Here is an 18,133-nt window from a genome sequence, read left to right on the forward strand (position 1 = left end):
CAAACTATAAACTGATTTCTCCGCGTCCCTGCATCTTCAAACCTTGAATTCACCGGGGGCGGATTACAGCCCGATTCGCGCCGATTCGGCACTGTTGCGGACAGATGAGCAGACTGTAAGTCGATTCTTTCTACCCAGCAATGAAATTTGCCTTCTCTTCTTCACTTGCCAACATCTCATACAGCCTGATTTCGTGATGGTGGCTTGCAGCAAATATTCGCGAAATCCAGGATTGCAACGACCTTGTTGCATCCTATCCGTTCACGCGAAAAGACCGGGATCTCCCCGGTCCTTTTATCAGGCGGCCTTGTCGACGGCCCATTTTCTGAGGATCTTGGCGGCTCGCTCCTCGCTGATTTCCACCATCCGCGAGAGGCGACGCTCCGGCCCTTCCTTGACGCGGCGATTGAAAGTGCTGTTGTCCTCGCCCATCGTCAGCAGATCGTCGGTACTGTCGAAGCCGAAATCCGAACCGAAGCCGTCCATCAGCGCCGCGCCGGGTCCGCCGACCGCGCCGGGTGCGAAATCCGGCAATTCGAGCCCGGCCGCGTCCGGCAGAGCCGTGCCGTTGGCACCGCCGCCAAGCGAGCGGATCAGCGGACGGAAGCCCAGCCAGATGATGAGGACGGCGACCGCGACGAAGGCGAGCGAATTGATGATGCCTGCGATATTGCGGCTCAGCACATCCATGATGTTGAGACCCGACGCGTTGTCGTCGAGCAGCTGGGTGTCGAGGAAGTCCATCGCATTGACCGTCACCACGTCGCCGCGGCTTGGATCGAGGCCGGCAGCGGTTGCAACGATCTTCTGCATCTCGGCGATATAGGCATCGACCTTTGCCGGATCGGCCGGCTGACCGACCATCTGGGCGATACGGCCCCTATTGACCACCACAGCGACCGACAGTTTTTCGATCCTGTAGCTGTTGCGGACCGTTGCGGTCGTCTTGCTATTGATTTCGTAATTGGTCTGCTCTTCGCGCTTGTCGGTCTGGTCGTTCGATGTCGGCCCATTGCCGCCGGCCTGAGGTGCGGCCTGCGGAATGTTCTGCTCGACGGTCGCCGCCGTGTCCGACTGGCGCTGCTGCGACTTCTGCGCTTCCTTGGTGGTGCGGACCGAACGCTCGACCTTTGATTCCGGATCGTAGGTGGTTTCCTGCACCTGCTGGCTGTCGGTGTTCAGCTGGGCCGTCACGCTGGAGCGGAAATTGTCCATGCCGAGGAAGGGTGCCAGCGCCTTGTCGATATTCGATGCGATTTCGCCCTGAACATTCTGCACGATGCCGAGATTGCGGTTCAGAGCCCCATTGCTCTGATCGTCGCCGGAGGCGAGCAGCTGCCCGGTGGAATCGAGGATGGTGACGTCGTCGACCTCAAGACCGGGCACGGCGGAGGCGACGAGATGGCGGATGGCCTGGGCGGCCTTGCGCGCCGCTTCGGCATTGGCCCGGATCATCACCGAGGCCGTCGGCTTCTGGTCCGCCTTCCGGAAGTTGCCGACATCCTGCATGACGATATGAACACGCGCCGCGCTGATGCCGGAGATCGAGGTGATCGTCCGGCCGATTTCGCCCTCCAGCGCACGGACACGAGTCACTTCCTGCATGAAGGAGGTCAGGCCGAGCGAGCCGACATTGTCGAAGAGCTCATAGCCGGCATTGGTGCTGTTCGGCAGGCCGCGCTCGGCAAGTAGCGCGCGGGCCTTGCCGGTCATGCCGGTCGGCACGGTCAGGCTGGTGCCGTCCGCCCCCACCTGGAAATTGATCTTGGCTTCGGCAAGCGCAATGCTGATCTGATTCAGATCGGTCGCATCCAGGCCGACATAAAGCGTCTCCTGGGCAGGCTTGTTGACGTAAAGGGCTGCAAACAGGACCAGCGCCACGGACAAAATGCCCACGCCGGCGAGAGTCAGCAACCGCGTCCTCCCGAGATTCTGCAGATTCCTGAACAAGGGAACTAATTGATTTAACAGATTCATTCTGTTCTCGCACGATTCGTCAAAGACCTGATGGCTTTGTGCCCTGCAGCGAAGATAGGAATCGAAACTTGTGCGAGCGTTTCGTCCGGCGGGGAAAACGAGAGAAGCGAGAAGAAAACTATTTAAAAAAGTATAGGAAAAACAATACCAGGTACCGGCGGTTGCGGTCAGAAGAAATCGAAATCGCCGGCAGCCTTGGCAAGCGGCTGGGAATGGCCGTGACGCTGGCTGCCGCCCAGTGCCTTCTGCATCTCGGTGAGCTTCACCAGGCTCAGCGCCGTCGCGACATCGACCATCCAGCCATCCGGCATGTCGCCGGTAATGGTATCGATGAATTCGGCGATACCGCGTGTCTTCTGTACGGCCAGATCGATGCCCTGCATGACCTTCATCGCGTCAGGCGATTCCAGCACATTGACGCCGCTGAGATCGAGCAGTTGCGGCTCGATGCGCTCGATCAGGTAAGCGATATCGTGCAGTTCCGCGACGATCCGCATCAGGATGGCGGGGAGCGTCTCCTGCATGGCGGTCATGTCGGCGCGCTGGATGTTGGTCATCGGGTAGTCCTCGCTGATCAGAAAAATTCGATCGCATTGTCGACAGGCTTCGGGGCTGCAACGGGGCGCTGTTCCAGGGCCACGGTCTTCTGTGTTTCGGCGCCGGTCAGCGGATATTGCCGCGCACGGCCGGAAACCGGCCAGTACTCCACCTTGCGCCCATGCTCGCCGCCCGTGCTGGAGCTGACGACCGGGATGCCTTCATCCCGCAGGAACTGCATGGCGAAGGCCGCATTCTGTTCGCCGACATTGGAGAAGGTGGCGATCGTCTTTGCGCCGCCGAAAACCTTCGCCTCCAGCCGGTCGCGACGCGCGCCCTGCTTCAGAAGACCGTTGATCAGCAGTTCCATCAGATGCACGCCGTAGCGCGTGGCGTCGCCGCCGCTTGTCGGCGAGGACGCCATTCCCGGCAGCAGAAAATGGTTCATACCGCCGACGCCAGCCACCGGATCGCGCAAACATGCCGCCACACACGAGCCGAGAATGGTCGCCAGGACCACCTCGGGGTCACCGATGACCTTATACTCGCCCTGAATGATATGCACACGACGGGCGGTGGCCTCGAGGATCATTTCAGCGCTCCGAACACGGCCTCGATTGCAGCCTTCATCTTTTCGATGGTGAAGGGCTTGGCGAGAACATTGTTGGCGCCAAGCTGTGCCGCCTTCTGCACCAGGGCGCGATCGCCCTGCGCCGTCAGGATGATGAAGGCGGCCTTCTTGGTTGCCGGATTGGTGCGAACGGCCTGCAACAGGCCGAGACCATCCATCTTCGGCATGTTGAAGTCCGAGATCACCAGATGATGCGGCTGCTGCTGCATGATCTTCATGCCCTGCTCGCCGTCGCCGGCGGCAGTGATCTGCTTGAAACCCAGTTGCGTCAGCGCATCGCTGAGCAACAGGCGGCTGGTGACCTGATCGTCGACGATCAGAACTTTGATTTTCTCCGCTAGAGACATTATTCGCTCCCTTCCTTTCGGGCGGCTGTTACTTTCAATATTTCCTCGCCAATGGCGTTCAGCGGAAACTGCTGTTCGACTGCACCGAGCTCAAACGCGACCCTCGGCATTCCATAGACCACGCAGGTCTTTTCGTTCTGGCCGATAGTGCGCGCGCCGGCATGACGCATCTTGAGAAGACCCGCGGCGCCATCGCGCCCCATGCCGGTCAGGATCACGCCCACGGCGTTGCGGCCGGCAAGCTCGGCCACCGAATCGAACAGTACATCGACGGAAGGGCGATGGCCGTTGACCGGCCCGCCCTCGACCAGCCGGCAATGCGGCGCCGAAGAGCTGGCGACCTGCAGATGCCTTTCACCGCCGGGTGCCAGATAGATCTTGCCGATCTCCAGCCGCGCGCCGTCGCTCGCCTCCTGCACCACGGGGGCGCAGAGACGGTTGAGACGCTCGGCGAAACTGCGGGTGAAACTCGGCGGCATATGCTGGGTGATGACCGTCGGCGGGCAATTGGCCGGGAATTTCTGCAGCACCGCGATCAACGCCTCGACACCGCCGGTGGAGGAGCCGATCGCAACGATCTTGCGGCCGACACGGAAATCGGCAACCGCGGGCGGCGGGGCATGGCTGGCGGCAGGCTTGACATATTGCCGCTGCGAACGGGCCGCCGCCTTCACCTTTTCGGCGAGATCGCCGAAGGGACGGGGCTCGCCCGGCACCGGCTTGCCGACGCAATCGAAGGCACCGATCTCCAGCGCGGCCAGCGTCGCCTCCGCGCCGCGATGCGTCATGGTCGAGACCATGATGACCGGCATGGGCCTCAGCGTCATGATCTTTTCGAGGAAGTCGAGGCCGTTCATGTTCGGCATCTCGATATCGAGCGTCACGACGTCGGGATTGAGCGCCTTGATCGCGGCACGCGCTTCCAGCGCATCCCCGGCCTGGCCGATGACGTCGACCTCAGGATCGGAGCGCAGGACGGCGGTGATCAGGCCGCGCATGGTGGGCGAGTCGTCGACGACGAGAACGCGGGCGGGAGCGCTCATGGTTTTCTCCCCCCGTGCTTGCCGATATGGCGATAGGTGGTGATACCGATATTGTCGAAGAGGTGCTTGGCGTCGCCGGCGACCCGCTCGGAATGGCCGATATAGAGATGGCCGTTGTCCTGCAGCTGACCCGCGAAACGCGACCAGATCTTCGTCTGCGTCGGCTCATCGAAATAGATGACGACGTTGCGGCAGAAGATGACGTCGAAGCTGCCCTTGAACGGCCATTGCGCCAGGAGGTTCAGTTCGTTGAAGGTGATCAGCCGCTTGACGCGATCGTCGATCTGGAACTTGCGGCGCCCCTGGATCTCCACTTCCTGGAACCATTGCTTGCGCATGGCGGGCGAGACAGTTTCGAGTGCTGCCTCGTCATATGCGCCCGCGCGGGCAAGGCCGAGAATCTTCGGATCGATATCCGTCGCCAGTATCCTGAAATCGAGGTCCGCGGCATTCGGCATCAGCGACAAAACCGTGAGCGCGATGGAATAAGGCTCCTGGCCGTCGGAACAGGCCGCCGACCAGATGCGGACGCGACCGCCCGCCTTGGCGCGCGCCAGAAGGCCCGGCAGGACCTCGTCGCGCAGATGATCGAAATGGTGGTTTTCGCGAAAGAAGCGCGTGAAATTGGTCGTCAAGTGCGACAGCATCTCGCGCCGCTGGACGGCGCCTGCCGGCGAAGAAACGAGCTGGCAATAATCGCGGAAGCCCGGCAGGCCGAGCGCGCGGATATGCTTGGACAGCCGCGAATAGACCAGCGATGCCTTGGTCTCGTTCAGAGAGATCCCGGCGTCCGAATAGATCATGGCGGCGATTTCGGAGAGATCCCGGCGGGTCAGCGGATATTCGCCGCTGGCCAGCACCTCGTCCGGGGATACTCTTAGATCTATTGCTCCCATCACGCTCATGCGGCCTGGCTTTCGTGTTCGGGGAACAGGGTTTCGAGTTCGATGAGACAGATCATGCGGCGGTCGATCGCCAGGACGCCACGCGCGAACTGCCGTTCATAATCGGAAGAGACTTCCGGCGTCGGCTGGATCGTGTCGTCGGTGACCGTGAGGATATCCGACACGGCATCGACCAAAAGGCCCACGACCTTGCGCTTGACCTGCGCGACGATGATCACATGCCGCACGGTTGGCTCGGCGCGCCCCATGCCGAGCCGGGCAGAGAGGTCGACGATCGGCAGCACGGCGCCGCGCAAATTGATGACGCCAAGCATATAGCCGGGCGAATGCGGCATCGCGGTTGCGGGCGTCCAGCCGCGAATTTCGCGGACGGACATGATGTCGACGCAGAATTCCTGATCGCCGATCCGGAAGGCGATCAGCTCTCGGGCACCATGGGTCAGGCTCTTGATCGCGTCGGACATAGGCTCAACCCACCGCTGCGTAGGATATTTCAGCCTTCAGCGACTGGCCGCGCGAGGCGCCGACCACGGCATCGACATCGAGGATGAGCGCGACACGCCCATCGCCGAGGATGGTCGCCGCAGCGATGCCGGGCACATGGGTGTAGTTCGCCTCGAGGCTCTTGATGACGACCTGACGCTGGCCCTGGATGGCATCGACCATGAGAGCGCGCTGTCCGCCGCCTTCCGATTCCACCAGCAGCGCGACGCCTTCGACCGGATCGGCCTGGGTGGCGCGGAAGTTCAGGATGCGTCCGACATCGACCAGCGGGCAGAAGCTGTTGCGGATCGAGATCAGGCGATGGTTGGCACCGAAGGAATGGATAGCGGCGGCTTCCGGTTGCAGGGTTTCGACGATTGCGGTCAGCGGCACGACCAGCGTCTGGCCGGCCACAGTCACCACCATGCCGTCGAGGACGGCAAGCGTCAGCGGCAAGCTCATGGTGAAGACGGAGCCATGTCCCGGCTTTGAGGTGATGTTGATGCGGCCGCCGAGCGCCTGGATCGAGCGCTTGACCACGTCCATACCGACGCCACGGCCGGAAATGTCGGAGATCTTGTCTGCGGTCGAAAAGCCCGGCAGGAAGATCAGGTTGTCGATTTCCTCGTCGGAAAGATTGGCATCGGCGGCGATCAGGTCATTGTCGATCGCCTTCTGGCGGACCTTCTCGCGGTTGATGCCGGCGCCGTCGTCGGCCAGCTCGATCAGGATGCGGCCAGAGCGATGCTTTGCCGTCAGGCGAACCGTGCCTTCCGGGTTCTTGCCGAGTGCCGCGCGCTTTTCCGGGGTCTCGACGCCGTGGTCGACAGCGTTGCGGATCATGTGGGTGAGCGGCTCAGCCAGCTTGTCGATGACCGTCTTGTCGACTTCGGTGTTTTCACCCTCTGTGATCAGACGGATCGACTTGCCGGTCATATCGGCGATTTCGCGGACGATGCGCGACATGCGCTGGAAGACCGGCTTCACCGGCTGCGCGCGGATCGCCATGACGCTGTCCTGGATCTCGCGGGTGAGCTGCTGCAGCTCCTCGAGGCCCATATTGATCGAGGATGTACCGTTATTGTCGTTTTCGATGACGCTCTGCGACAGCATCGCCTGGTTGATGACCAGTTCGCCGACGAGGTTGATCAGGCGGTCGACGCGATCGAGATCGACACGGATGGTCTGGCCGACGCCGGCAGCGGCGGCATTGTTCTGCGCGGCGGCACTGGCAGCGGCAGCCGCAGCTTCCTTCTTTTCGACGCGGGCGGCGGCGAGCTGCGCGATATTGCTTACCGTCTCGGCGGCGGCAACCGCGGCGGCCACATCATTCGCTGGCTGCGGCGCTTGCTCGACCACTTCCGCGGCCTGTCCGGCGCCATCATCGTCGAGGGCAGAGAGATCGAATGGCACGGGCACCATCGGCAGCTCATCGTCACCCTTCGAGGCGGCATCCTCGATCCGCCGGACATCGAGCTCGCAATCCCATTCGGCGAATTCGAAGACGGTGCGGATGGCATCTTCGCCCTTGTCCGTCCGGACCGAGATCGTCCAGGCGAAATAGGCGCCTTCAGCATCGATTTCGTCCAGGCCCGGCAGGGCATCCATATTGCAATGAACGCTCAGCTCACCGATGCGCGCGAGATCGCGCAGCAGCAGCGTCGCATCATTGCCCTTGGCGTAGAGATCGGCGCGCGGCTTGAAGCTGACCTGGTATTCCGGCATGGCTACGGGCGCTTCGTCAGCACCGAAATCATCATCGAAGCTGAAGGGGATCGGCTGGAAACCGCTATCATCCGTCGCGGCAGGCGCAACCTCGACCGGGGCCGGTGCGAGTGCGACGGGCTTTGCCTGCTTGGGCGCAGCTTCGACAGTGGCGGACGCCGAAGGCAACTCGCCATGGGCCAGCGCCTCCAGCTCCTTGACCAGGCCTCGGCTACGGGCAGGATCGACGCTGCCGCCGTCGCGGGCCACATTGGTCAGATCCGCCAGCACATCGGCGGCCTTCAGCATGACCTTCAGGACATCCTGGGTCGGCTCCAGCTTGTTGGATCGAACGCAATCGAGCGTCGTCTCGAAGACATGGGCAAAGGAGACGAGATCATCGAGACCGAAGGCCCCTGCCCCACCCTTGATGGAATGAACGGCGCGGAAGACGGCATTGACGGTTTCCGGATCGCGGTCGCCATCATTCATTTTCAGGAGACCGGATTCCAGTTCGGCGAGCTGCTCTTCGCACTCCTGGAAGAAAATCTCTTTGATTTCGTTCATATCCATGAGGGACGGATCCTGTTTAAGCGGTTACACGCTCGATGGCATCGATCAGCTTGGCGGGGTCGAAAGGCTTGACGATCCAGCCCGTCGCACCGGCCTGGCGGGCACGGTTCTTCTTTTCGGCATCGCTTTCGGTCGTCAGCACCAGGATCGGGATAGCGCGGTACTTGTCGTTGCGGCGCACACCCTCGATGAAACCGAAACCGTCAAGGCGCGGCATGTTGATGTCGGTGACGATGACGTCGGGATTGGCTTCCTCGAGGACTTCCAGCCCCTCGATGCCGTCTTCAGCCTGAATGGTCTCGAAGCCGGCATTGTTGAGGGTGACGAGAAGCATGTTTCGAATGGTCCGTGAATCGTCCACGGTCAGCACTTTTTTCTTCATTGCCGGATCTCCTTGGCAAGCAGGTGATCGATGTCGATACCGATCATCTGCAGCGTTTTTTGAAATGCATCCGACACCTTCGAAAAGGTGAAGGACAGCTTGTCTTCATCCCAAGTCTTGGCGGCGGCCATGATGACCTGAATGCACAAGGCGCCGATCCTTTCGACGCCCGAGGCGTCGATCGCGACATTGCTGCCGCGCAGCCCCATCAGCTTGCCGCGAAGCGCCGAGGCCTCGTTGAGGTCCAGCACCGCGGCCAGACTGACTGTCTTTTCGCCTTTCCTGCTCGCCATCGCTTCAATCCTTGTTGCCTGAAATCGAGCACCGTGGCCCGCATTCACATGTAATAGAGTGGTCAATAGGCATTCCGTTCGCCCCCGGCTGCTGCCCTGCGAGGCGGAAAATCGAATTCGACATCATCGTCCTGACGCAGGCCGAAGACGTCGTCGCGCCTGGGGGCCGGCAGACGTTGCGCGCCGACCGCCGAACGCGGCGCCACGGCATGGCGCCGTTCGCGCTCAAGGCGGAACTCGCGGATCGTGCGGCCGAGGTCGAGGATGGTGTCATGGAGGTGATCGGCACCCTCCTGCGAACGACCGGCGAGGCTGCGGGCAGCGGAAGCGCGTTCGCTGAGACTGCCGATCTCGACAGTCACGCTGCGCAGGCCCGCGGCCTGTTCGTCGGTGGCGGCGGCGATGCCGGAGATGGCGTCGTTGATATCGGTCACCTGGCGCACGATACTGCCGATCGCCTCCTGCGTACGACCGACCATCCGCACGCCGGCGTCGACCTGCGCCTTGGTGCCTGTCACCAGCACCTTGATCTCGCGGGCGGCATCGGCGGAGCGCTGCGCGAGAGCGCGGACTTCCTGGGCGACGACCGCGAAGCCACGGCCGCTGTCGCCGGCACGCGCCGCCTCGATACCGGCGTTGAGAGCCAGGAGGTTAGTCTGGAATGCGATCTCGTCGATGACGCCGATGATCTGGCCGATCTTTTCGGCCGATGTCTCGATGTCGGCCATGGCGGAGATGGCCTGGCCGACAACCTGACCGCTGTCTTCCACCGCAACGCGCGTGGAGGCGGCGGCGCGCTCGGCCGACCGGGTGCTCGTCGCATTGCCGCCGATCTGCTCGGCAAGCTCAGCGAGCTGTCTCGCGGAGGTGGCGAGCCCCTTGGATTGTTCCGTGGAATCCTGCGCAAGGGACCGGGAATCGCGAGCGATGGCATTCGTCGTCGCTTCGGCCGCCTGTATGCCGCCGGACAGGGCCGTAAATTGCTGCTGGATATCGTCCAGCGCGGCATTCAGCGCTTCCACCAGTTCGGTGTAGGCGGGCGGGGCGTCGGCCGGCATGCGAACGGTGAGGTCGCGCTCGGCAAGACCCTGGATGACATCTGCGAAGAGACCGGCCACTTCCGCCTGATCGGCGGCCCGCTGATCGGCCAGCGCACGCTGATGATTGAGGCGCAGCTCGTTGAAGCGCAGCGATACCGCGATTTCGACATCGACCATGACAAGACGGACGGCAGCCTTGACCAGCTCGCTCAGTTCACGAGCGCGGCGCTTGGTTCCCGGCAAAACGGCCCGGCCACCCATCTCTTCGACGATGCCGGCCAGAATATGTTCCAGAACCACGCCATGGCCGGCGACGTGCCAGCGCGGGTCGAGCCCCATCTTGCTTTCGCTGTCGGAGAGAACCTTGACGCGCTCCGCATAGAGGCTGTCGAAGCGGGCATCCGTCAGCACGTCCCAATGCGAGGATTGCAGATCCTGCAGCCGTTCGAGCTGGCTCTCGCTGGCAAAATTGCGCGCGGCGTCCGGAAAGGTCTGGAAACGGTGAAAGAGATCGCGCAAGCCTGCTTTCAGATGAGTCTCGAGCATCGGCCGATTGCGGCGCACGATCTCGCATTGCTCGGCGGCGAGCCCCGCAAAACGCAAGCGATCGCGAAGGCTTCCCGCCTGCGTCCGCCCTGCCTGATCTGACGGCGAATCCTGCGCCAAAATCGTCCCTGCCGAACTGCCGGGCGCAAAGAGCCCCGGCGAAACCGCTGATAATCGGGTTCAGACGCTATGAGAGGACGAGAAAGGGCGGAGGTCGCCGTCGATCGATTGATCGCGGCACACTGAAGCTCGCTCGTTCATCAAAGTCTGTTCCCGGACCTGTTTGATGAGATTGATACCGGATCGAGCCCGGTACGACGGGGCGGCTTCATGCCTGGTGAGAACGAGTAACAATTGTCCCATTCCGACGTGCAGCTTCCATGTTTATGGTTAATTCCTTGCTTGAAGGTTAATAGCCGTCGTCGGACCCTCCGTTTTAATTTGAACTGTTCCCGGTTCAATTTCGCTCACTGGCCGATTCGAGTAAAACCGGGGCCGCCCGCAAGTCACGGGCAAGCTTCATGCTTTAATCCTGCAAGTAGAGACACCTTCGATGTCGACGTGGAGAGAGCAATGATTGTTCTTGGTTTGACTGCCTTGTTGACCGCCGGCATGACGCTTGCCGCCTTCACATTTCTGAGCCGCCTCGAAGAGGTGCGCGTGAAGAGCTCCCCGCGGGTACTCTGAAAATTCCTTTCCAACGCCCATAGGCGACACATATCCCCCATGAAAGGGTCCTATGTGCGCGGCATCGCGCCGCGCTTTCCGCCGTCTTTCCCGCGCATCGGGAGCTGGCGTCGAGCTCGATAGTTCCGTATGAAGCCCCACGACCCGGCACCGAGATCGACCTGTCAATGTCCGACACGACCAATTCCGAATCTAGCCACCAGAGACTTTCGCTGCGGCTTGCTTTCACCATCATCTTCGGCATCACGCTCTGGCGCGTGATCATGCTCGTCTTCAACAGGACAGATCTGTTCGTCGACGAGGCGCAATACTGGTTCTGGGGACAGAACCTCGATTTCGGCTATTATTCCAAGCCGCCGATGATCGCCTGGGTCATCCGTTTCTTCAATGCGATATCGGGATCGGACTCGACCTTCTGGATCCGCGTTTCCGCGCCGCTCTTCCATCTTGCCACCGCGCTGATGCTGATGCTGACCACGCGGCGGCTGTTTGCCGGAGATACGGGAGAAGAGATCGCGCCTTGGGTCGGCGTCATCTTCGTCACCCTGCCGGCCGCCTCGCTGTCGGCGGTGCTGGTATCGACCGATACGATCCAGATCCTGTTCGTCACCATTGCCATCTGGGCCTTTCTCGGCCTGACCCGGCGCTCGTCCCTCCTCGAGGCGCTGATCCTCGGCGCCAGCCTTGGCATCGCCTTTCTGACGAAATATTCCGTGCTTTTTCTGCTGCCGGGCGTCGGCATCGCCATGCTGACCTTGCGTTCGGCGCGCATTGCCTGGCGCGACGTGTTCATCGCCGCCATCGTCGGCGCCATCGTCGTTTTCCCTAACCTCTGGTGGAACTTCGCCCATGACGCGGCGACGGTGCGCCATACCGAGAGCATCGCTCGGTGGAATGGCGGGGGTAGCGGCGGCGGGCTGGTGCAGCATCTGCTCGGCGGGCTCGGCTTCCTCGGCGCGCAATTCGGCGTCGTCGGCCCTGTCATCTTCTATGCCATGCTCTGGGCCGCCTGGCGGTTAATCCGCGGAAAAAGCGACGATAGGGAAAAGCTGCTTATCTGGCTGTCGGTTCCAGTCGTCGCCATGATCACGCTGCAGGCGCTGTTCGCCAAGGCCTATGCCAACTGGGCCGTCGCTGCCTATGCAGCCGGCACCATCCTCGCCGTCTGGATTCTCTATCGCCTGACGAAGAAGGGCCTCGTCGTTTCGCTGATCATCGGCGCCGTCGTTGCCTTCCTGCTGCCGGTGCTCACTGTCCTTGCCTATGACATCAAGCTGCCGAACGGCGATCTGGTGATGAAGCGCTATGTCGGCCGCAGCGCCATCAGCCTGGAGGTCGCCGATATCGCGACCAAGGCGAACTTGCCCGACATCGTCTCCAGCGACCGGGATATTCTCGCCGACCTGTTCTATACGCTGAAGGGTAAGCCCTATCGCATCCATGCCCGCAATTTCGGCGGCTTCCCCAAGAGCTATTACGAGCAGAATTTCTCGCTGCCCTCGAATACGACCGCTGATGTGCTCTATGTCGACGACGGACCGCTCGATTGCACGGCTGGCCGATCGGAACTGATCAAGAGCTGGTCGCCCGAGTTCGGCTACAAGAAAGGCAAGACGATCTACGCCTATCGCGTTTCGCCAGCCTGCCTCACGCCCGCTCCCTAGTCCTGGCCCTGCTTCGGGGCGCGACGTGGACAGACGCCCCAGCCAAGCTCCGGCATTTCCGCGAAGACGGCGCCGCCCTCTTCGAAGGCGAGGCGTAATTGCGCTTCCGTTGCCCGGTGAATATCATGATGGCCGCCCTCATAGTCACGAATCGTGCTTCGTGACACGCCGGCCTTTTCCGCGATGTCCGACTGTGTCCAGTCCAGCAGCCCACGCGCCGCTCGGCAGAGCGCAGGAGTGAGAATCATTGGTTTATTGCCTTGATTCACAACCAGAAACCACCCATATTGGTCAACATAAGCCAAATATGTCATAAACTACGCGGGATTTCCAGTATCGAGGAGATGGCTCATGCCACACGACACGCCTTTGATTTCGACCATCGTCATGGGCCTTGTGCTGGCATTCATTTTTGGCGCCATCGCCAATCGATTCAAACTGCCGCCGCTTGTGGGTTATCTCATCGCCGGCGTGCTTGCAGGCCCGCATACGCCGGGCTTCGTCGCCGACCAAGGTCTTGCACCTGAACTCGCTGAAATCGGCGTCATTCTCCTGATGTTCGGCGTCGGCCTGCATTTTTCGCTGAAAGACCTGCTGTCGGTGCGCGGCATAGCCGTCCCCGGCGCCATCGTCCAGATCGGCTTTGCCACCCTGCTCGGCTGGGGGCTCGGCGCGCTGATGGGCTGGCCGCTCGGCGGCAGCCTGGTCTTCGGCCTAGCGCTCTCCGTCGCCTCGACTGTCGTTCTGTTGAAAGCCCTGCAGGAACGGCGGCTGATCGAGACCGAGCGCGGCAAGATCGCCGTTGGATGGCTAATCGTCGAGGATCTGGCCATGGTGCTGGCCCTCGTCCTCATTCCCGCCGCCGCCAGCATTTCCGGCAACGGCCATGGCGCGGTCGAGCCGCTATCGGCCGGCCTCAACCGGTTGTTCGGTCTCGACATGGGCATTACCGGCATCATCGCCATGACGCTCTTCAAGGTCGCCGCCTTCGTCGGACTGATGCTGGTCGTCGGCCGGCGGGTCATTCCCTGGATCCTGCATCGCATCGCCCATACCGGCTCGCGCGAGCTCTTCCGCCTCGGCGTTCTTGCCATCGCGCTCGGTGTCGCCTTCGGGGCCGCGAAACTCTTCGGCGTATCGCTGGCGCTCGGCGCCTTCTTCGCCGGCATGATTCTCGCGGAAAGCGAGCTCAGCCACCGGGCGGCGCAGGAAAGCCTGCCGCTGCGCGATGCTTTCGCCGTGCTGTTCTTCGTCTCGGTCGGCATGCTGTTCGACCCCAACATCCTGATCGAAAACCCTCTGCCGCTGCTGGCGACGGTGTTCATCATCATCATCGGTAAATCTGCCGCCGCCTTCTTCATTGTTCTGGCCTTCCGCAAGCCGATGAGTACGGCATTGATCATCTCGGCCAGTCTGGCGCAGATCGGCGAATTCTCCTTCATCCTCGCCGCCCTCGGCGTCGAGCTCGGCCTATTGCCAAGCGAAGGCCGCGACCTGATCCTCGGCGGCGCGATCATCTCGATCATCCTCAATCCGCTTGTCTTCTTCGCGTGTGACTGGCTGCGGAAGAGACTGGACGGTAAGCGCCCGAGCGAAGTACCGGAGGTGGTCGAGCCCGCCGCGCAGGCTGAGCAACCCTCGGCAAGCGAAGCTCCACCGGCCGCTGCCGAGCAGCCCTCCCCCGTTGCTGTCGACGAGGAGGAGCGCACGGTTACGCTCACCGGCCACGCCATCCTGATCGGTTACGGCCGCGTCGGCAGCATCGTCGGGGAAAATCTCAAATCATCCGGAACGCCTTTCGTGGTCATCGAGGATGCAGAAAAGCGCATCGCCGAGCTGAAGCTGGCGGAGATCGAGACGATCTACGGCAACGCCGCCTCCGCGAAGACCCTCGAATATGCCAATATCGCCGAGGCCCGCAGTCTGGTCATCGCCATCCCCAACACCTTCGAAGCCTGCAGTGCGGCGGAACAGGCGCGCGCCATCAACCCATCGATCCTGATCGTCGCTCGCGCCCATTCCGACGCTGAAATCGACGTGCTCAAGCAATATGGCGCCGATACCGTCATCATGGGAGAGCGGGAAATTGCGCTGGGCATGGTTGACCGGTTGGCTCAAGTGCATCATGACAGGCCGCACTATGAAGACGCGGAGCGTCCTGATATCATGACCGAACCGTCGGAACCTGCTCCGACGAAGGAATGAAGGCCTTTATAACCGTTGAACCCGTTCGAATTCGGCGCCGCCGACAACGAAGAGAACGATGAGAGGACGCACCACGCCGGAACGCGCGTGATCGCCTCGCTGTTCGTCGCCTTCTTCGCCTATCTCGGACTGGCGCTCGGTGGCGGCATCAATCTCGCCGCGCGGGCGGATGCGGAAGCCTTTTCCTCGGGCAGGGACAGCCAACCGCTTTACATCGCCCAGCGCGATCCGTTGCGCGGCATGGTCGTCGCCGACCGCTCGGCCCTGCCGAAAGCCACCTGGCACGATATCGGGCCGATAACGCTCGCGGCCATTCCGTCTTTCGGACGTCTCATCGACCCGTGGCAGCCGCGCGATCGCGGCGACGTCACGCGACCGGAAATCTTTACATTTCGCGCCTATCTCGCCCGCGCGCCGCCGGCCAGCCTCGTCTGACCGGTTAACGCGCCCATCGGCGCATCCCCGACATGACCTACGTCCGCCAGCGGCCCCGCCGCGGGCATAAGTGTATTTCCAAGGATAATACCCATGCGCACTTCACGATGGCTGGTGGCACTCTACTCGGTGATCATCGTGCTTGGCTTTCTCGTTGCCTTGCCGAACGTACTTCCGCAGTCGACCCTCAGCAAAATCCCAAACTGGCTGCCGCATAGCCAGGTACCACTCGGCCTCGACCTTCGCGGCGGCTCCTATCTCGTCCTCGAAGTCGATGAGAAGGATCTGACCAACGGCCGGCTGCAATCCTTGCAGCAGGATTCGCGCCGCGTCCTGCGCGACAAGAACATCCTGACCCGCTCGATCGTCCGCAACGGCGACCAGATCGTCGTAACGCTCACCGATCCGACGCAGAGCGGCGATGCGGTGACCCAGCTGCAGACGCTTGCCAACACGATCACATCCGGTCTTTCAGCCGGCCAGTCCGACCTGACGATCGCCCCGAACGCCGGCGCGATCACCATGTCCTTCTCGAAGGCCGGTATCGCCAGCAACGTCGATTCCGCCGTCCAGCAGAGCCTGGAAGTCATCCGCAAGCGTGTCGACCAGGTGGGCGTCGCCGAGCCGACCATCCAGCGCGTCGGTCCCAACCGCGTTCTCGTGCAGCTTCCAGGCGCACAGGACCCGTCGCGCCTGCGCGAGCTTCTCGGCTCGACCGCGAAGATGTCCTTCCATCTGCTCGCCGACAATGTCGATCCGAACAATCCCGGCCCCGGCGTCACGATCCTCAAGGACGAGCAGGGCCAGAGCTATCCGGTGCTCGATCGTATCGAGCTTTCCGGCGACCGCCTGACCGACGCCCGCGTCAGCTTCGATCCGAACACGCATGAGCCACTGGTCACCTTCCGCTTCGACAGCGCCGGCGCCAACCGCTTTGCGGAAATCACCCGCGAAAATGTCGGCAAGCCTTTCGCCATCGTGCTCGACAACAAGGTGCTGAGCGCACCGAATATCCGCGAGCCGATCACCGGCGGTTCGGGCCAGATCTCCGGCAACTTCACCGCCGATAGCGCCACCACGCTCGCAGCCCTGCTGCGCGCCGGCGCCCTGCCGGCCAAGCTGACGGTCATCGAAGAACGCACCGTCGGCGCCGACCTCGGCGCCGATGCGATCCAGAAGGGCATCTATAGCGGCCTGGTGGGCTTCGTCTTGGTTGCCGCCTTCATCTTCGTACTCTACGGCGCCTGGGGTATCCTCGCCAATATTGCACTGCTCATCCACACGATTCTGACCTTCTCGGCCCTGACACTGGTCGGTGCCACGCTGACGCTGCCCGGCATCGCCGGCATCGTCCTCGGTATCGGCCTTGCGGTTGATGCCAACGTTCTCATCAACGAACGTATCCGCGAAGAAACCCGCAAGGGCCGCGGTGCCTTCGCCGCCATCGATAACGGCTTCAGGAAGGCCTATTCGACGATTATCGACGGCAACATGACAGCCCTGATCGCGGCTGCCATCCTGTTCTACTTTGGCTCCGGCCCGGTTCGCGGCTTTGCCGTCACCATGGGTCTCGGCCTCATTATCTCGATGTTCACCTCCGTCGCCTTCGTGCGCGTCGTGATGATCGCCATCACCCGTCGCCGCAAGCTGAAGGTGCTCAACATCAGGCCGCTGATCCCCTTCAGCCCCTATGACAAGCACATTCACTTCATGAAGGCCCGCTTCTTTGGCGTCACCGTCTCGGCGATCCTGTCGATCGCCTCGGTGGTACTGTTCATCCATCCGGGCCTCAACTACGGCGTCGATTTCCGCGGCGGCATCCAGATGTCGGTCAAGACCAAGGACGCGGCCGACTTGTCGACGTTCCGCGAGGGCCTGAACACACTCGGCCTCGGCGAAATCTCACTGCAGTCTTTCGGCGACAACAACAGTATCCTTGTCCGCGCCCAGCGCCAGGACGGCGGCGAAGAGGCACAGACAGCCGCGGTGACCAAGCTCAAGGCAGAAATCACCAAGATCGACCCAGCCGCGACCATTGAAGGCACCGATGTCATCGGTCCGAAGGTCTCGGGCGAGCTTGCCTGGGCCGGCATCCTGTCGGTCGTGATCGCCAGCCTGGCGATGCTCGTCTACATCTGGGTGCGGTTCGAATGGCCGTTCGCGGTCGGCGCCATCGTCACGTTGGTCCTCGACGTCACCAAGGCGATCGGCTTCTTCGCGATCACCGGCCTCGATTTCAACCTGACGGCCATCGCCGCGATCCTGACGCTTGTGGGATACTCGGTGAACGACAAGGTTGTGGTCTATGACCGTATGCGTGAAAACATGCGGCTCTACAAGTCGATGCCGCTGCGCGACATCATCGACAAGTCGATCAACGAGACCCTGGCGCGAAGCCTCTATACCAACGCCACCGCCTTCCTGGCGCTGGTGCCGATGGCGATCTGGGGCGGCAGCGCCGTCTCCAGCTTCGCGATCCCGATGGTGTTCGGCATACTTGTCGCTGGCGCCTCGTCGATCTTCATCGCCGCGCCGATCCTGCTCTTCCTCGGCGACTGGCGCCGCCGCCATGCCAAAGCGGTTGCCAACGATGCAACGCCGGCTGACGAGAAATCCGGCAAGGACAACAAGCAGATCCCGGCCGCCGAATAAGCAGCGGATCGACATGAATGAGGACGTGC

16 protein-coding genes are annotated in these 18,133 nt (G+C 62.1%); 4 read left to right on the forward strand and 12 right to left on the reverse strand.

The window, feature by feature from the left end:
* Nucleotides 1–297: 297 nt before the first annotated feature.
* From fliF to RRH01S_RS22440, 11 genes are all read right to left on the reverse strand, one after another.
* Entirely contained in the window at nucleotides 298–1,977 is a 1,680-nt protein-coding gene (fliF, locus tag RRH01S_RS22390) for a flagellar basal-body MS-ring/collar protein FliF (protein ID WP_007695713.1), read from the reverse strand.
* Nucleotides 1,978–2,144: 167 nt separating this feature from the next.
* Nucleotides 2,145–2,534 (reverse strand): chemotaxis protein CheT, encoded by a 390-nt coding sequence (cheT, locus tag RRH01S_RS22395; protein ID WP_007695712.1) that lies wholly within the window; start codon nucleotides 2,532–2,534, stop codon nucleotides 2,145–2,147.
* Nucleotides 2,535–2,551: 17 nt separating this feature from the next.
* Nucleotides 2,552–3,106: a chemoreceptor glutamine deamidase CheD gene (gene cheD, locus RRH01S_RS22400; RefSeq protein ID WP_007695710.1), complete on the reverse strand. Its 555-nt coding sequence runs from the start codon at nucleotides 3,104–3,106 to the stop codon at nucleotides 2,552–2,554.
* Entirely contained in the window at nucleotides 3,103–3,492 is a 390-nt protein-coding gene (locus RRH01S_RS22405; protein ID WP_007695708.1) for a response regulator, read from the reverse strand. Before RRH01S_RS22405 ends, cheD begins: the two co-directional genes overlap by 4 nt.
* Nucleotides 3,492–4,535: a protein-glutamate O-methylesterase CheB gene (cheB, locus tag RRH01S_RS22410; protein ID WP_007695700.1), complete on the reverse strand. Its 1,044-nt coding sequence runs from the start codon at nucleotides 4,533–4,535 to the stop codon at nucleotides 3,492–3,494. Before cheB ends, RRH01S_RS22405 begins: the two co-directional genes overlap by 1 nt.
* On the reverse strand, nucleotides 4,532–5,440 hold the full coding sequence (gene cheR, locus RRH01S_RS22415) for a protein-glutamate O-methyltransferase CheR (protein ID WP_007695699.1): 909 nt from the start codon (nucleotides 5,438–5,440) through the stop codon (nucleotides 4,532–4,534). The genes cheB and cheR overlap by 4 nt, the downstream gene beginning before the upstream one ends.
* Nucleotides 5,437–5,904, reverse strand: a complete 468-nt coding sequence (locus tag RRH01S_RS22420) for a chemotaxis protein CheW (RefSeq protein ID WP_007695698.1) — start codon at nucleotides 5,902–5,904, stop codon at nucleotides 5,437–5,439. Before RRH01S_RS22420 ends, cheR begins: the two co-directional genes overlap by 4 nt.
* Before the next feature lie 4 nt (nucleotides 5,905–5,908).
* A complete protein-coding gene (locus tag RRH01S_RS22425) occupies nucleotides 5,909–8,200 on the reverse strand; it encodes a chemotaxis protein CheA (protein WP_034520244.1) in 2,292 nt (763 codons plus the stop codon).
* A gap of 16 nt (nucleotides 8,201–8,216) precedes the next feature.
* A complete protein-coding gene (gene cheY1, locus RRH01S_RS22430; RefSeq protein ID WP_007695696.1) occupies nucleotides 8,217–8,582 on the reverse strand; it encodes a chemotaxis response regulator CheY1 in 366 nt (121 codons plus the stop codon).
* Nucleotides 8,579–8,875 carry an STAS domain-containing protein gene (locus tag RRH01S_RS22435; protein ID WP_034520242.1) on the reverse strand — a complete coding sequence of 99 codons (297 nt, stop codon included), beginning with the start codon at nucleotides 8,873–8,875 and terminating at the stop codon, nucleotides 8,579–8,581. The genes cheY1 and RRH01S_RS22435 overlap by 4 nt, the downstream gene beginning before the upstream one ends.
* 62 nt (nucleotides 8,876–8,937) lie before the next feature.
* Nucleotides 8,938–10,581, reverse strand: a complete 1,644-nt coding sequence (locus RRH01S_RS22440) for a globin-coupled sensor protein (RefSeq protein ID WP_034520239.1) — start codon at nucleotides 10,579–10,581, stop codon at nucleotides 8,938–8,940.
* Nucleotides 10,582–11,315: 734 nt separating this feature from the next.
* Here RRH01S_RS22440 and RRH01S_RS22445 point away from each other — a divergent pair.
* Nucleotides 11,316–12,812, forward strand: coding sequence for an ArnT family glycosyltransferase (locus RRH01S_RS22445; protein WP_042474296.1), 1,497 nt, complete (start codon nucleotides 11,316–11,318; stop codon nucleotides 12,810–12,812).
* Here the strand turns inward: RRH01S_RS22445 and RRH01S_RS22450 are convergent.
* Entirely contained in the window at nucleotides 12,809–13,126 is a 318-nt protein-coding gene (locus RRH01S_RS22450) for a helix-turn-helix domain-containing protein (protein WP_042474299.1), read from the reverse strand. The two genes, RRH01S_RS22445 and RRH01S_RS22450, sit on opposite strands and share 4 nt — an antisense overlap.
* Before the next feature lie 37 nt (nucleotides 13,127–13,163).
* Between RRH01S_RS22450 and RRH01S_RS22455 the strand changes: the two genes are divergently transcribed.
* The 3 genes from RRH01S_RS22455 (at nucleotide 13,164) to secD (ending at nucleotide 18,104) form a co-directional block, all read left to right on the forward strand.
* A complete protein-coding gene (locus RRH01S_RS22455) occupies nucleotides 13,164–15,017 on the forward strand; it encodes a cation:proton antiporter domain-containing protein (protein ID WP_042474303.1) in 1,854 nt (617 codons plus the stop codon).
* A 15-nt stretch (nucleotides 15,018–15,032) separates the two neighbouring features.
* Entirely contained in the window at nucleotides 15,033–15,452 is a 420-nt protein-coding gene (locus tag RRH01S_RS22460; protein WP_034520237.1) for a hypothetical protein, read from the forward strand.
* A 93-nt stretch (nucleotides 15,453–15,545) separates the two neighbouring features.
* Nucleotides 15,546–18,104, forward strand: coding sequence for a protein translocase subunit SecD (gene secD, locus RRH01S_RS22465; protein ID WP_042474305.1), 2,559 nt, complete (start codon nucleotides 15,546–15,548; stop codon nucleotides 18,102–18,104).
* Nucleotides 18,105–18,133: the final 29 nt, after the last annotated feature.

It is taken from the genome of Rhizobium rhizogenes NBRC 13257 (assembly GCF_000696095.1).
Taxonomy (GTDB): Bacteria; Pseudomonadota; Alphaproteobacteria; order Rhizobiales; family Rhizobiaceae; genus Rhizobium; species Rhizobium rhizogenes.

What these genes read in the sequence shown, in the direction of transcription:
- fliF (WP_007695713.1), bottom strand. Translation starts at nt 1,977, where the DNA reads ATGAATCTGTTAAATCAATTAGTTCCCTTGTTCAGGAATCTGCAGAAT.
- cheT (WP_007695712.1), bottom strand. Translation starts at nt 2,534, where the DNA reads ATGACCAACATCCAGCGCGCCGACATGACCGCCATGCAGGAGACGCTC.
- cheD (WP_007695710.1), bottom strand. Translation starts at nt 3,106, where the DNA reads ATGATCCTCGAGGCCACCGCCCGTCGTGTGCATATCATTCAGGGCGAG.
- RRH01S_RS22405 (WP_007695708.1), bottom strand. Translation starts at nt 3,492, where the DNA reads ATGTCTCTAGCGGAGAAAATCAAAGTTCTGATCGTCGACGATCAGGTC.
- cheB (WP_007695700.1), bottom strand. Translation starts at nt 4,535, where the DNA reads ATGAGCGCTCCCGCCCGCGTTCTCGTCGTCGACGACTCGCCCACCATG.
- cheR (WP_007695699.1), bottom strand. Translation starts at nt 5,440, where the DNA reads ATGAGCGTGATGGGAGCAATAGATCTAAGAGTATCCCCGGACGAGGTG.
- RRH01S_RS22420 (WP_007695698.1), bottom strand. Translation starts at nt 5,904, where the DNA reads ATGTCCGACGCGATCAAGAGCCTGACCCATGGTGCCCGAGAGCTGATC.
- RRH01S_RS22425 (WP_034520244.1), bottom strand. Translation starts at nt 8,200, where the DNA reads ATGGATATGAACGAAATCAAAGAGATTTTCTTCCAGGAGTGCGAAGAG.
- cheY1 (WP_007695696.1), bottom strand. Translation starts at nt 8,582, where the DNA reads ATGAAGAAAAAAGTGCTGACCGTGGACGATTCACGGACCATTCGAAAC.
- RRH01S_RS22435 (WP_034520242.1), bottom strand. Translation starts at nt 8,875, where the DNA reads ATGGCGAGCAGGAAAGGCGAAAAGACAGTCAGTCTGGCCGCGGTGCTG.
- RRH01S_RS22445 (WP_042474296.1), top strand. Translation starts at nt 11,316, where the DNA reads ATGTCCGACACGACCAATTCCGAATCTAGCCACCAGAGACTTTCGCTG.
- RRH01S_RS22450 (WP_042474299.1), bottom strand. Translation starts at nt 13,126, where the DNA reads ATGACATATTTGGCTTATGTTGACCAATATGGGTGGTTTCTGGTTGTG.
- RRH01S_RS22455 (WP_042474303.1), top strand. Translation starts at nt 13,164, where the DNA reads ATGCCACACGACACGCCTTTGATTTCGACCATCGTCATGGGCCTTGTG.
- secD (WP_042474305.1), top strand. Translation starts at nt 15,546, where the DNA reads ATGCGCACTTCACGATGGCTGGTGGCACTCTACTCGGTGATCATCGTG.